This is a genomic window from Actinokineospora xionganensis (assembly GCF_014323725.1).
In the GTDB taxonomy this organism is placed as follows: domain Bacteria; phylum Actinomycetota; class Actinomycetes; order Mycobacteriales; family Pseudonocardiaceae; genus Actinokineospora; species Actinokineospora xionganensis.
The window spans coordinates 34,338-46,792 of the sequence record NZ_JABVED010000010.1 but is presented as its reverse complement, the minus strand read 5'-3'; the positions used below and the strand labels follow the sequence as shown (position 1 = coordinate 46,792).

The window sequence follows — 12,455 nt, the reverse complement described above, 5'->3', positions numbered from 1 at the left end:
AAATCGTTTAAGGTGAGGTTATGAACTCACCGGACGCCCGCGCCCAGGTCGATGTCGAAGCCCCTGCGGACCAGGTGTTCGCCCTGGTCAGCGACCTTCCAGGCCTGGCGCGGGTGTCCGAGGAGTTCGCCCGCGGCACCTGGCTCGACGGCGCCGCGGGCCCGAAAGTCGGTGCCCGCTTCCGCGGCATCAACCGCCGCGGCCCCCGCGCCTGGTCGACGGTGTCCACCGTGACCGACGCCGACCCCACCCGCTTCGCCTTCGACGTGAAGTTCCTCGGCCTGCCGGTCTCGCGCTGGCAGTACGACATCGAGCCGACCGAGACCGGCTGCCGGGTCATCGAGAGCACCTGGGACCAGCGCCCGGGGTGGCTGCGCCCGCTCACTGTGATCGGGACCGGTGTCAGCGACCGCCGGACCCACAACCAGCGCAACATCGAGCGCACCCTGGCCCAGCTCAAGCAGGCCGCGGAGTCCTGATCAAGTCCGGCTGAGCGATCCGGCCGTCGTCATGACCAGCAGGATCAGCACGGCGGGCACCGTGAGCAGGTAGTACTGCCACGATGGCCACAACTTGCGGCTGTTCTTGGCGATCAGGCCCACGACGCCACCGGCCATCCCCACCAGGACGGACATCCGCCCGACCAAGCGGCCCACGCTCTCGCCCGCGCTCCCTCCCGAATCCGGGAAGCCGAACGCGGCCATGAGCAAGCCGAACAGCACGAGCACCGAGATTCCCGCGGCGGCGAACGCCTTGCCGAACGCGGCGGTGTTCGGCTTGGGGTCCGGTGGCAGGGCCTGCTGTGGATACGCCTGGTGCTCGGAGTACGGCGGGGCCTGCGGGTAGGGCTGCTGGGTATAGGGGTGTTGGGGATAGGGCTGCGGCGCGGGCGAGCCCTGCCATCCCTGTTGTTCGGGAGTGTCCCAGTTGTCCTGCCCATAGCCCTGACCAGGCGGGTAGCTCGGTGGTTGGCTCATTGTCGGGTCCTCCCAGGTAGTTGGACGGGAACGTAACAGCCGCAGGAACAGCCGGGCCGCCCTCGGTGTTCACTTCGCATGTGACTTCTCGAACCCGCGGCCGGGTGCGTGCCGCCGAACTCGTCGGGCGTGGCTGGCTCAACACCGGCGGCAAGTCCCTGCACCTGGGCGACTTCCGCGGCAAGGTCCTCCTGCTCGACTTCTGGACCTTCTGCTGTGTCAACTGCCTCCACGTCCTCGACGAACTGCGTCCCCTCGAAGCCGAGTTCGCCGACGTCCTGGTCACCGTGGGCGTCCACTCGCCGAAATTCGCGCACGAGGCCGACGCCGACGCCCTCGCCGCGGCCGTCGAGCGCTACGGGGTGCACCACCCGGTGCTCGACGACCCGGAACTGGCCACCTGGCAGGCCTTCGCCGTCAAGGCGTGGCCGACGCTCGTCGTCATCGACCCCGAGGGCTACGTCGTGCACGTCGCCGCGGGTGAGGGGCATGTGGAGGCGCTGCGCCGGGTCATCACCGAGGTCGTCGCCGAGCACGAGGCCAAGGGCACGCTGCACCGGGGCGACGGTCCCTACGTGCCCCCCGTGCCCGCCGACACCGACCTGCGTTTCCCGGCGAAGGCCATCGAGACCGGGACCGGGACGCTGCTCGTCGCCGACACCACCCACCACCGGGTCGTCGAGCTCGACGGTGACGACATCGTCCGGGTGTTCGGCACTGGTGAGCGTGGCCGCCAGGACGGTGTCGAAGCCACCTTCTCCGAGCCCTCCGGCCTGACGTTGCTGCCCGCGCCGGTCGCCGAGGCGGTCGGCTACCACGTCGTCGTCGCTGACACCGTCAACCACCTACTGCGCGGAATCAACCTCCACACCAACGAGGTCACCACGGTCGCGGGGACCGGCGACCAATGGCTTGCGGGCGAGACCGACGGCCCGGCGACCAAGATCGACCTCACCAGCCCGTGGGACGTGGCCTGGTGGGAGCCCGCGGGCGGCGTCGTCATCGCGATGGCCGGCAACCACACGCTCAGCCGGTTCGACCCGGTCGCGGGCGAGGTCTCCCGCTTCGCGGGCACGACCGTCGAGGGCCTGGCGGACGGCGCGCCGAGCGAGGCCTTCTTCGCCCAGACCTCCGGCTTCGCTTCCGCCGCCGACCGCCTGTGGCTCGCCGACGCCGAGACCTCGGCCCTGCGCTGGATCGACGCGGAGGACTTCGCCGTGCACACCGCGGTCGGCAAGGGCCTGTTCGCCTTCGGTCACCGCGACGGCGACGCGGGTGAAGCACTGCTGCAGCACCCCCTGGGGGTCGCGGTCCTCGATGACGGCACCGTCGCCATCGCCGACACCTACAACGGCGCGATCCGCCGTTACGACCCGGCCACCGGGCAGGTCAGCACATTGGTCACCGGCATCGCCGAGCCGTCGGGCATCGTCGTGCGGGGCAGCGAGCTGATCGTGGTCGCCTCCGCCGCGCACCGACTCGAACGGCACACGGCGGCCGCCCTGCACGTCGACGGCGAGGCGCACGAGGTGCGCAGGCAGCCGTCGGACCTCGCGCCCGGCGAGGTGGAGTTGGTCGTCGTGTTCACCCCGCAGAACGGGCAGAAGCTCGATGACCGCTACGGCCCGTCGACCCGGCTGGAAGTGACCTCCTCACCGCCGGAACTGCTGGTCGAGGGCGCGGGTGTCGGCACCGACCTGACCCGCGGGCTGGTCGTCGCCGAGGGCATCGAAGAGGGTGTGCTGCACGTCGTGGCCCAGGCGGCCAGCTGTGACGACGACGGCTCCGAGCACGCCGCGTGCCACCTGACCAGGCAGGACTGGGGCGTCCCGGTCCGGGTGACCGCCGCGGGCGCGGGCAGGCTACCCCTGATGCTTGGCGGGCTGGACGCCAGTCCATAGCACGCGTGCGGGTCGAGCGCGAGTAGACGGTTACCATTCGTCGGTGCCGGAACAGAAACTCGAGATCCAGATGCTGCACGACCGGCTGCTGGTCGAGCTCACCCCGGAGGAGGGTGAGCGGCGCAGCTCCGGAGGCATCGTCATCCCCGCGACCGCGCAGGTGGCCAAGCGGCTCGCGTGGGGAGACGTTCTCGGGATCGGCACCAACGTGCGGAACATCAAGGTCGGCGACCGGGTGCTGTTCAACCCCGACGACCAGCTGGAAGTAGAGATCCACGGTCGGGGGCGACTGGTGATGCGCGAACGGGACGTGCACGCCATCGCGAGTGAGCGCATTGAGCACGGAACCGGTTTGTATCTGTAGGGCGGGGATCGTCAAGGGGAAGGTGTAGGCGTGCCGGACGACCACAAGTGGCCGCAGGAGCACAGCTGGCCGGAATCGAAGGGGGAGCTCACCGAGTTCATCCCCAGGGTCCCGGGCGGCCAATGGGACGCGGGGACCGATCAGTTCCGGCCCGCCGACCCCGAGGAGCCTGAGGCGCCCGGGGGCCGCTCCTGGCGCAAGCCCGCGATCATCGCGGGCGCGGTCTTCGGCGCGCTCGGCCTGCTCTACGGCGTCGACCTGCTGATGAGCAGCGGCGAAGTCCCGCGCGGGGTCACGGTCGCGGGCGTCGAGGTCGGCGGGATGTCGCAGTCCGAGGCCGAGCGCACCCTGCGCGAGCAGATCGAGCCGCGCCTGTCGAAGCCGGTCCAGGTCCGCGCGGGCAGCGTCGAGGACCAGCTCGACCCGGCCAAGTCCGGGCTCACCCTGGACTGGCCGGCCACCCTCCACCAGGCGGGCGACCAGCCGCTCAACCCGATCGTCCGCCTCACCTCGCTGTTCAGCACCCGTGAGGTCGGCGTCGTCACCGGCACGAACGACACCGCCCTGGACGCGGCCGTCGAGCAGCTCAAGGCCAAGGTCACCCGCGCGCCGGTCGAGGGCGGCATCAAGTTCGACGGCGCGACCCCGGCCATGGTCGACCCGGTGCCCGGCCAGGAACTCGACGCGGACAAGGCCCGGGCGGCGCTCATCGCCGACTGGGCGGGGGGCAAGGCGGTCGCGCTCCCGGTCACGGAGACGCCGGTCAAAACCACCGCCGAGGGTGTGAAGGCCGCCTTCGAGGAGGTCGCCAAGCCCGCTGTCGCCGCGCCGGTCGTGGTGAAGGGCGACGGCAAGGACGCCAAGATAGAGCCCGCTGTCATCGCTTCCGCGCTGACCTTCGAGGTCGCCGAGGGCGGCGGTCTGACGCCCAAGCTGGACACCGCGAAGATCACCGAGGCGGTCAAGCCCCAGCTCGCGTCCACCGAGAAGGAAGGCAAGGACGCGCAGGTCGTGTTCGAAGGCGGCGCCCCGTCGGTGACGCCGTCGGTCGACGGCATGGGCATCAAGTACGACACCGCGTTCGCAAACCTGCTCGACGTGCTCAAGAAGCCGGACCCCCGCGAGATCAAGGTCGAGTACGCCAAGACCCCCGCCAAGGTGACCACCGAGCAGGCGAACGGGCTCGGCATCAAGGAGGTCATCGGCGAGTTCACCACCCAGGGCTTCGCGGCGGACTCCGGCGTCAACATCCGGGTCACCGCGCAGAAGGTCAACGGCGCGATCGTCAAGCCCGGCGAGACCTTCAGCCTCAACGGCCACACCGGCCCGCGCACCGCGGCCCAGGGCTACGTCGAGGCGGGCGTGATCAAGGACGGCGCCCCGGGGCGCGAGGTCGGCGGTGGCATCTCCCAGTTCGCCACGACCCTCTACAACGCGAGCTACTTCGCCGCGCTCAAGGACGCCGGGCACAAGGAGCACAGCTACTACATCAGCCGATACCCGGCCGCCCGTGAGGCGACGGTGTTCCAGGATCACGCGGGCAACAGCGTGATCGACCTGAAGTTCACCAACGACTCGGCCACCGGCATCGCCATCCAGACGATCTGGACGCCGTCGTCGATCACGGTGAAGATCTGGGGCACCAAGAAGTACACGGTCGAATCGGTGCCCGGCGGCCGCACGGCCGAGACCCCGCCGTTCGAGAAGCAGGGCCCGGCCACCAACTGCAAGCCCAGCAACGGCGCCCCGGGCTTCACCACCTCCGACACCCGGATCATCCGCGACGCGGCCAACGGCGCGGAGGTCCGGCGCAACACCCGGACGGTGAAGTACAACCCGCAGCCGAAGATCATCTGCCCGCCGCCGCAACCCGCGGGCTGATCAGCGCGACGAAAGGGGCCCGGTGATTGAATGAACCGCTCCCCGCAAGTCGGAACTGGATTACCAGTCCAACTTCCGGGGAGCGGTTCAATCACCGGGCCCCTTCGCTGTTCTCAGTGGGTCAATGCCGTGCGGTTGTGCCGCCGCGCATCTTCGCCCAGATGCCTGCCACCAGTGTGACCGCGATGACCGCGACGATCACCTGGAGGATGATCTCCAGGAAGTCGATCCCGTCCGTCTTGTCCCAGCCGAACGGCTTGGCCAGCAGCGTGCCGATGAACGCGGCCGCGATACCGGTCAGAATGGTCAGCCACCACGGGATCTTCTGCTCGCCGGGCGCGATCGCCCGGCCCACGACGCCGAGAATGGCCCCGACGATGATCGCGCTGATAATGCCGCCTACACCCATGTCAGCTCCTCGCTTCGAGGCGTGATCGAACGCTTCACGAAAAGCCTGGCACCGACTAGTTGACCTCGCCTGTCGTGGCACAGTGATCGCCGACGAAATATCACTCAAGTGGGTGAAGTTCTTTCGGCTGTAACCCGTTTGACGGACACCCGTGTTGTGCCGGACGAAAAACGGCGGCGGCCACCCGGAGGTGACCGCCGCCGTCCGCGCCGCGGGAAGCGCTCGAATCAGAAAGCGGACTCGTCGATGTCCATCAGGTCGTTGTCGGCCGACTCGACGATCTTGCGGCCGGCGGTGAGCTCGGGCAGGACGTTCTTCGCGAAGAAGGACGCCACGGCGACCTTGCCCTCGTAGAACGGCTTGTCCTTCTCCGAGGCGCCCGCGTCCAGCTTGGCCAGCGCGATCTCGGCCTGCCGCTGCAGCAGCCAGCCGACGACCAGGTCGCCGGTCGCCATCAGCAGTCGGACGCTGTGCTGGCCGACCTTGTAGATGTTGCGGGAGTCCTCCTGCGAGGCGGTCAGGTATTGGATGAGGGCGCCGAGCATGCCCTGCACGTCCTCCAGCGCCTGCTTGAGGAGCTCACGCTCCTGCTTCAGGCGGCCGTTCCCGCTCTCGCTCTCGATGAACTTGGTGATCTCACCGGCGACGAACGCGAGGCCCTGGCCCTTGTCGCGGACGATCTTGCGGAAGAAGAAGTCCAGCGACTGGATCGCGGTGGTGCCCTCGTACAGCGAGTCGATCTTCGAGTCGCGGATGTACTGCTCGATCGGGTAGTCCTGCAGGAAGCCCGATCCGCCCAGGGTCTGCAGCGACTGCACGAGCTGCTCGGTGGCCCGCTCGGAGCCGACGCCCTTGACGATCGGCAGCAGCAGGTCGTTGACCCGCTCGGCCAGCTTGATCGAGGCCTCGTCGCCCTCCTGGGTCCAGACCTGGTCCTGGAAGGTGGCGTTGTACAGGTACACCGCGCGCAGGCCCTCGGCGTAGGCCTTCTGCAGCATCAGGCTGCGGCGCACGTCGGGGTGGTGGGTGATGGTGACGCGCGGGGCGGTCTTGTCGACCATGTTCGGCAGGTCGGCGCCCTGCACGCGCTCCTTGGCGTACTCCAGCGCGTTCAGGTAGCCGGTGGACAGGGTGGCGATCGCCTTGGTGCCGACCATCATCCGGGCGTACTCGATGACCTGGAACATCTGCGCGATGCCGTCGTGCACCTCGCCGAGCAGCCAGCCCACGGCGGGCTTGTCGTGCTGGCCGAAGGTGACCTCACACGTGGTGGAGACCTTCAGGCCCATCTTGTGCTCGACGTTGGTGACGTAGGCGCCGTTGCGCTCACCCAGCTCGCCGGTCTTGGAGTCGAAGTGGAACTTCGGCACCAGGAACAGGCTCAGGCCCTTGGTGCCCGGGCCGTGTCCCTCGGGACGGGCCAGCACCAGGTGCATGATGTTCTCGGTGATGTCCTGGTCACCGGAGGTGATGAAGCGCTTGACGCCGTCGATGTGCCACGTGCCGTCGTCCTGCTTGATCGCCTTGGTGCGGCCCGCGCCGACGTCCGAACCGGCGTCCGGCTCGGTGAGCACCATCGTCGCACCCCAGGCACGCTCGATCATGATCTTGGCCCAGTGCTTCTGCTCTTCGGTGCCGTTGTTGTGCACGACGGCGGCGAAGCCGGGGCCCGCCATGTACATGAACAGGGCGGGGTTCGAGCCGAGGATGAGTTCGGCGGCGGCCCACGACACTGACGGGGGCAGGCCGAAGCCGCCCAGCTCGTTGGTCAGGCCCAGCCGCCACCACTCGCCGTCCCAGAGCGCCTTGTACGACTTCTTGAAGGCCTCGGGCAGCGTCGCGCTGAAAGTCTTGGGGTCGTAGACCGGCGGGTTGCGGTCGGCCTCGGCGAAGGAGTCCGCCAGCGGGCCGACGGCCAGCTTGTTCAGCTCGGCCAGCACACCGCGGGCGGTGTCCTCGTCGGATTCGGCCAGAACGCCCTTGCCCAGTCGGTCCTGGACGTTGAACACCTCGAAGAGGTTGAACTCGAGGTCTCGGACGTTGCTCTTGTAGTGACCCATCTGGATGCTCCGTGTCTTCACGCGAGAGAGTGCTACTCACCGGTAACAACAGGATATTACTTGTCAGTAACCTCGGCAAGTGAATTCGCGAACGCGGACGGGTGGTGAGCCGGTGGTTCCGGTCACGTGCCCGTTCGTGAAGGGGTGTTCGGTGCGGGCTGACGTGGTGGTTCCTGAGTGAGTAGTACACCGGACCGGAAGCCCACGGCGACCGCGTGTGTGCGGTCACGGGCGCCGAGTTTTCGAAGAATGCTCTTCACGTGGGTCCGAACGGTTTCCACGGAGACATAGAGGATCTTCGCGATCGCCTGGTTCTCCAGCCCGTCGGCGATGAGCTGCAGCACCTGGAACTCGCGCCGGGACAGCGGCAGCGTCGCGTCCGGCACCCTGGTCAGTCGCCCCCTCGGAGCCGCGACCGTCTGGGCGAGCGCGGGATCCACGTAGCGTCGGTCCGCGCGGACGGCCCGGATCGCGTCGATGATCTGTGGCGGCTCCGCGGAGCGCAAGATCACACCGTGCACCCCCGAGGCGATCGCGGTCGCCACGTACTGGGTGGTCCGGTGCGCCTCGCGGATCATGACCAGCGTGGTCAGGCTCGGGTTTGCCGCCGCGAGCATGTTGCTCAGGTGGCTGCGGGGATCGAGTCCGGAGTCGATAAGCACGACATTCGGGTGGTACCGCTCGGCGAACTGGACGGCTCCCTGCGGTGTGTCCGTGGCGCCGAGCCAGGTGAAGCCCGCTGTGCGCATGATCAGCGCGGATAGGCCCTCGCGGAACAGTGGCACGCCGTCGACAAGCGCGACCCCTAAGCCGCCCTCCGGCGGCCTGGCGACCCTGGCCATTCCCGGCTGGGTGAAACTGCGTGGCATTCGACGTCCTCCAGACTTTCCCCGTCCGGGACTGGACGCGCGGGTGCGTACGTCGTGACGTGCTGCTCGATGTTCGTTTCTATGGCCGTTGACAAAGTCACCCGTCAGGGTGATAACTCTGTGATCTAGATTACACTCCAGTACGGTACTCGCGTCGACCGCTGAGTGAGACAAACTCCCTTACCCGTCAGTAGTGCAAGGAATGTTTAGGGATCGGTCGGGGGTCCGGGATAAGGTCACCATGGGTCAGATCAGTAATCGGTCGGACGCGGTGCGTGATTCCAACCCAGGGGCTAAGGGGGCGGCGGTGGAACCAGGCGCGGTGCGCAACGCGGACGAGTGGTTCCGGCTCATGGTCGAAACCGGGCTCGCGCCTGGTCTCCGGGCGTTGGGGCTGGCGGGCAAGGGCCGCCGCTACCGGATGGTCCGCGACTCCCACGTCGGCCAGGTGTCGATCTTGCAGTCCAACCTCGGCCCACGCGCCACCCGGTTCACCCTCGCCCTGAGTGTCTCCGCCACCGACGAGTGGACCAGCCAGCTCCGCATCCGCCCATACCTGCGCGGCGCGGGCCACGCGGGCACCGGCTGGCAGGAGCGCATCGGCAACCTGATCCTCGTCGGCGCCGGTGTCCCCATCGGCGACCTGTGGTGGCAGGTGGACGTGGGCAAGCCCTTCGGTTCGCTGTCCCGCGAGGTCCTCACCACCGTCCGCGAGTTCGGCCTGCCCGCGATGTACGACGAGATCCGCAGCCGGGTGAATTAGAGGCGCAGTGGTGCCGGCGCAGTGTGGGCATGTTGCGGACCGGGGCCCGCTATACGACCGTCACCTAAGGGGACCGTGACGCTAATCGACCGCGGTTACCACCAATCCGCACCGTCACAGCGCGGGTGACCCAAACTTTGAATTCCGGGGAGGCGGACTAGTGGCCACTCACCGCAGCGGCGATCGGCCGGTGAGTCCGAGCAGCCGATCCTCCAGCGGGGCGTCGAGCTCCACCTCCACCACCGGGCCGAACACCCCGATCTCCCGCAGATCCTGCGCCCGCGGGGCGATCACCTCGTAAAGAGCCGTGACGGTCTCCTCCGGCACCTCCGGCTCGATGCCGACGAACTCGGCGATGTCGTAGAGACCCATCCCGCGGAACACCGTCACGTGCAGCAGGTACTCGCTCGCGGGGAAGTCGCCGTAGCTCAGGTGCACAGTCCGGTCGAAGTCGTGGAACCGCTCGACCGCGTCGACCGCGATCTCCACCCACCGGGCGAACCCGGCCCGCGGATCGGCGCCCAGCAGGTCGCCCTCGTACTGGTCGCCCACCTCTTCGATCGTCTGGCCCGCCAGCACGTCGGGCACCCACGCGTCGTCGCGGGCGTGGTGATTGACCAGGTCTTTGAGAGTGACCAGGTGCGACGCCCAGCGCATCGTGTCCGGCAGTTCGCGGTCCCACTGGTCGTCCTGGACCCGGGCGACGACGGCAGCGAGCGCCCGGTCGGCCTGGACGAAGACTTCGGGCTTGCGCATGTCGGTCCCCCCGGGAGAGTCCGCCACGGTCGGCTCTGGCCGCGGTCTACCCCAGCTTCTCCTGTTCGGTCCATTTCCGCAGCCGGTCCACGATGGCCCGCAGGGCGCCGTTCTCGATGGCCTGCTCGATCGCGCCGTCGCTGAACCGCTCGCCGCGCAGGTAGGCGGTGGCGAGCCGCACCGCGTCGGCGACCGGGCGCTCGTCGAGGCCCGCCCCTTCGGGGAACACCGGGTTGTCCCGCATCCACTTGGGCCAGTCGAAGACCGCGATCGGGAGCATATGCCTGATGTCCTGGATCGCGTCGCTGTAGATCGGGTACGGCAGCTGCGTGACGCCGGGGCTGACCTCCTTGCCGCCGCCCCACTTCACTTCCCGGTCGGCGTCGGTCAGCCCGTCCATCCGCGCGAACAGCCGCTGCCAGTGGGCATCCGGCAGGGCGGCCAGGTCCGCGGTGATCGCCGCGTCGGTCGGTCCCGCTTTCCGGACCGCCTCCTGGAAGGCCTGGTGGACGGTCTCGTCGAACAGCACGAACCGTGCTTCGGCGACCTTGGTGTCCGCGGCCCAGACCGTCTCGACCGCGACGCGGGCGGCCTCCCCGGCGGGCCACCCGAACGACCCGGCCGACACCGCGGGAAACGCCACGCTCGTGGCGCCCAACTCGTCGGCGACCCGCAGCGACTCCCGGTAGCACGACGCGAGCAGCTCGGCTCGGTCGTCGGCGCCGTAGCCGGGACCGACGGTGTGGATCACCCACCGCGCGGGAAGTTCGCCTGCTGTCGTGGCGACCGCCTGGCCGATGGGCAGACCGCGGCCGTACCGCGAATCCCGCAGCGCGCGACACTCGTCCAGGATCGCCTTCCCGCCTCGGCGGTGGATGGCGCCGTCCACCCCGCCCCCGCCGAGCAGCGAGGAGTTGGCCGCGTTGACCACGGCGTCGACGTGCTGCTCGGTGATGTCCCCGCGAACTGCTGTGATCTTCATGCCCGCCTCAGTTGTCAGACCTCGAAGATAAGGCAGGTGGACGTCGCGTGGGCCAGCAGCCTGCCCGCTTCGTCGGTGAGCTGCGCCTGCGCCAGGGCGGTCCGGCGGCCTCGCGAGATCACGGTGCCCTCGCAGCGCAGCAGGCCCGACGCCACGGAGGCGGGGCGCAGGAACTTCGTCGTCAGGTCCAGCGAGGTGTACCCGGTCCGCGCTGGCAGCGTCGTGTGCACAGCGCAGGCGGCGGCGGTGTCGAGCAGCGTGGCGATGACGCCGCCGTGCACGCCGCCCAGCGGGTTGTAGTGGAACTCCTGCGCGCGCATCTCGACGACCACGCGCCCTTCTTCGGCTTCCATCCGCTCCATGTCCAGCAGCCGCATGACCGGCGGCGGGGGAAACTCGCCGGAGATCATCGCCCGTATCAATTCGAGGCCGCTGAGCTGCCCGAGCGCGGCGGCGTTGATCTGCGGGTCGTCCCAGCTGAAGGTGCGGGTACGCGCCTGAGTCTGCGTCATGGACTCAGCCTCGCACCGGCTTGCTGAGTCTGTCAACGAGACTTAGACTGAGGTGATGGAGACCTCCGCGACCCGCCCGTCCGCACTGGACTGGTCCGTCGACAACTGCACCATCGCCCGCGCGATGGGCGTGCTCGGCGAACGCTGGACGTTCGTGGTCCTGCGCGAGGTCTTCAACGGCATCCGCCGCTTCGACCAGATGCGCGAACACAGCGGCATCCCGCGCCAGGTCCTGACCAACCGCCTCGCCATGCTCGTCGACGAGGGTGTCCTGCGCCGCAGCCCCTACCGCGACCCGGGCGAACGGGAACGCCACGAGTACCGGCTGACGGAGAAGGGCTTCGACCTCTACCCGGTCCTGGTCGCCATCTGGTCCTGGGGCGACAAATACTTGGCGGATCCCCAGGGCTCCCCACTCGAGCTTGCCCACCGCGACTGCGGGGCCACGGTCACCACCCACCTCCGGTGCGCCGAAGGCCACGAGATCGACTCCCCACGCGACGTCGTCGCCCGCCCCGGCCCCAGCGCCCGCCGCCGGTAGCCGAGGGTGCCACCCTGGACGGGCGGCACCCTGGTAGTCAGTGATCCGGCTGTTCCAACCGGGCATCGAGGTTTGGGTGTGGGAAAGATGGCGGATGTGCCCCCTAACGGGCCGCCTGCCAACCGCACTACATCGTGTGCGCTGAAAGCGCGCTTCGTCACGGCTGCCGAATACACAGAAGGGGTGTCACCGATGATCCGGTGACACCCCTTCTGTGGTGGAGCGGATGACGGGAATCGAACCCGCATATTCAGCTTGGGAAGCTGATGTTCTACCACTGAACTACATCCGCAGTGATCGACAGAATACACGCCAACCGGTCTGAGGCTCCATCAGGGCGCTGCGGCCTAAGGGCAAGATCAGGGCCGCTACCAGGGTTCGTGCCGGATCTCGGGTGGCCGCGTCCGGCCTAACACTGTGCGCATGCGCTTATCCCGGTT

General features: G+C 68.6%; 13 protein-coding genes and 1 tRNA gene. 6 read left to right on the top strand and 8 right to left on the bottom strand.

Features of this window, described 5'->3' with window-relative positions; genetic code table 11:
• The first annotated feature begins 20 nt into the window (after nucleotides 1-20).
• The gene (locus GPZ80_RS18145) at nucleotides 21-479 is read left to right on the top strand and encodes an SRPBCC family protein (protein WP_187221584.1); all 459 of its coding nucleotides are present in this window, start codon (nucleotides 21-23) and stop codon (nucleotides 477-479) included.
• Here GPZ80_RS18145 and GPZ80_RS18140 read toward each other — a convergent pair whose 3' ends face one another.
• Nucleotides 480-977 carry a hypothetical protein gene (locus GPZ80_RS18140; protein ID WP_187221582.1) on the bottom strand — a complete coding sequence of 166 codons (498 nt, stop codon included), beginning with the start codon at nucleotides 975-977 and terminating at the stop codon, nucleotides 480-482. It lies immediately after the preceding gene.
• Between the two features lie 104 nt (nucleotides 978-1,081).
• Here GPZ80_RS18140 and GPZ80_RS18135 point away from each other — a divergent pair, with 104 nt between their 5' ends.
• The 3 genes from GPZ80_RS18135 (at nucleotide 1,082) to GPZ80_RS18125 (ending at nucleotide 5,123) form a co-directional block, all read left to right on the top strand.
• On the top strand, nucleotides 1,082-2,878 hold the full coding sequence (locus GPZ80_RS18135; RefSeq protein ID WP_187221925.1) for an NHL domain-containing thioredoxin family protein: 1,797 nt from the start codon (nucleotides 1,082-1,084) through the stop codon (nucleotides 2,876-2,878).
• A 70-nt stretch (nucleotides 2,879-2,948) separates the two neighbouring features.
• On the top strand, nucleotides 2,949-3,242 hold the full coding sequence (locus GPZ80_RS18130; protein WP_187221923.1) for a GroES family chaperonin: 294 nt from the start codon (nucleotides 2,949-2,951) through the stop codon (nucleotides 3,240-3,242).
• Between the two features lie 30 nt (nucleotides 3,243-3,272).
• Nucleotides 3,273-5,123, top strand: a complete 1,851-nt coding sequence (locus tag GPZ80_RS18125) for a VanW family protein (RefSeq protein ID WP_187221580.1) — start codon at nucleotides 3,273-3,275, stop codon at nucleotides 5,121-5,123.
• A gap of 121 nt (nucleotides 5,124-5,244) precedes the next feature.
• Here GPZ80_RS18125 and GPZ80_RS18120 read toward each other — a convergent pair whose 3' ends face one another.
• The 3 genes from GPZ80_RS18120 to GPZ80_RS18110 all read right to left on the bottom strand — a co-directional run bounded on the left by GPZ80_RS18120 (nucleotide 5,245) and on the right by GPZ80_RS18110 (nucleotide 8,461).
• Entirely contained in the window at nucleotides 5,245-5,532 is a 288-nt protein-coding gene (locus GPZ80_RS18120) for a GlsB/YeaQ/YmgE family stress response membrane protein (RefSeq protein WP_187221578.1), read from the bottom strand.
• A gap of 227 nt (nucleotides 5,533-5,759) precedes the next feature.
• Complete coding sequence (locus GPZ80_RS18115; protein WP_187221576.1) at nucleotides 5,760-7,592, bottom strand: acyl-CoA dehydrogenase; 1,833 nt, start codon at nucleotides 7,590-7,592, stop codon at nucleotides 5,760-5,762.
• A 122-nt stretch (nucleotides 7,593-7,714) separates the two neighbouring features.
• The gene (locus tag GPZ80_RS18110) at nucleotides 7,715-8,461 is read right to left on the bottom strand and encodes a response regulator transcription factor (protein WP_187221573.1); all 747 of its coding nucleotides are present in this window, start codon (nucleotides 8,459-8,461) and stop codon (nucleotides 7,715-7,717) included.
• 307 nt (nucleotides 8,462-8,768) lie between these two features.
• Here GPZ80_RS18110 and GPZ80_RS18105 point away from each other — a divergent pair, with 307 nt between their 5' ends.
• A complete protein-coding gene (locus GPZ80_RS18105) occupies nucleotides 8,769-9,224 on the top strand; it encodes a hypothetical protein (RefSeq protein ID WP_187221572.1) in 456 nt (151 codons plus the stop codon).
• A gap of 168 nt (nucleotides 9,225-9,392) precedes the next feature.
• On the opposite strand, the gene GPZ80_RS18100 is transcribed toward GPZ80_RS18105, so the two are convergent.
• Genes GPZ80_RS18100 through GPZ80_RS18090 form a run of 3 tightly spaced genes read right to left on the bottom strand, consistent with a single transcriptional unit; the run spans nucleotide 9,393 to nucleotide 11,474 of the window.
• Nucleotides 9,393-9,980: a DinB family protein gene (locus tag GPZ80_RS18100; protein ID WP_187221570.1), complete on the bottom strand. Its 588-nt coding sequence runs from the start codon at nucleotides 9,978-9,980 to the stop codon at nucleotides 9,393-9,395.
• A gap of 46 nt (nucleotides 9,981-10,026) precedes the next feature.
• Nucleotides 10,027-10,962 carry an O-acetyl-ADP-ribose deacetylase gene (locus GPZ80_RS34055; RefSeq protein WP_187221568.1) on the bottom strand — a complete coding sequence of 312 codons (936 nt, stop codon included), beginning with the start codon at nucleotides 10,960-10,962 and terminating at the stop codon, nucleotides 10,027-10,029.
• A gap of 14 nt (nucleotides 10,963-10,976) precedes the next feature.
• A complete protein-coding gene (locus GPZ80_RS18090; RefSeq protein ID WP_187221566.1) occupies nucleotides 10,977-11,474 on the bottom strand; it encodes a PaaI family thioesterase in 498 nt (165 codons plus the stop codon).
• 55 nt (nucleotides 11,475-11,529) lie between these two features.
• On the opposite strand from GPZ80_RS18090, the gene GPZ80_RS18085 reads away from it, so the two are divergent.
• On the top strand, nucleotides 11,530-12,015 hold the full coding sequence (locus GPZ80_RS18085; protein ID WP_187221565.1) for a winged helix-turn-helix transcriptional regulator: 486 nt from the start codon (nucleotides 11,530-11,532) through the stop codon (nucleotides 12,013-12,015).
• A 218-nt stretch (nucleotides 12,016-12,233) separates the two neighbouring features.
• Here GPZ80_RS18085 and GPZ80_RS18080 read toward each other — a convergent pair.
• Nucleotides 12,234-12,307 (bottom strand) — tRNA-Gly (locus GPZ80_RS18080).
• Nucleotides 12,308-12,455: the final 148 nt, after the last annotated feature.

Bases quoted from the DNA above. Each gene is read 5' to 3' on its own strand.
- GPZ80_RS18145 (WP_187221584.1), top strand. From the start codon at position 21: ATGAACTCACCGGACGCCCGCGCCCAGGTCGATGTCGAAGCCCCTGCG.
- GPZ80_RS18140 (WP_187221582.1), bottom strand. From the start codon at position 977: ATGAGCCAACCACCGAGCTACCCGCCTGGTCAGGGCTATGGGCAGGAC.
- GPZ80_RS18130 (WP_187221923.1), top strand. From the start codon at position 2,949: ATGCTGCACGACCGGCTGCTGGTCGAGCTCACCCCGGAGGAGGGTGAG.
- GPZ80_RS18120 (WP_187221578.1), bottom strand. From the start codon at position 5,532: ATGGGTGTAGGCGGCATTATCAGCGCGATCATCGTCGGGGCCATTCTC.
- GPZ80_RS18115 (WP_187221576.1), bottom strand. From the start codon at position 7,592: ATGGGTCACTACAAGAGCAACGTCCGAGACCTCGAGTTCAACCTCTTC.
- GPZ80_RS18110 (WP_187221573.1), bottom strand. From the start codon at position 8,461: ATGCCACGCAGTTTCACCCAGCCGGGAATGGCCAGGGTCGCCAGGCCG.
- GPZ80_RS18100 (WP_187221570.1), bottom strand. From the start codon at position 9,980: ATGCGCAAGCCCGAAGTCTTCGTCCAGGCCGACCGGGCGCTCGCTGCC.
- GPZ80_RS34055 (WP_187221568.1), bottom strand. From the start codon at position 10,962: ATGAAGATCACAGCAGTTCGCGGGGACATCACCGAGCAGCACGTCGAC.
- GPZ80_RS18090 (WP_187221566.1), bottom strand. From the start codon at position 11,474: ATGACGCAGACTCAGGCGCGTACCCGCACCTTCAGCTGGGACGACCCG.
- GPZ80_RS18085 (WP_187221565.1), top strand. From the start codon at position 11,530: ATGGAGACCTCCGCGACCCGCCCGTCCGCACTGGACTGGTCCGTCGAC.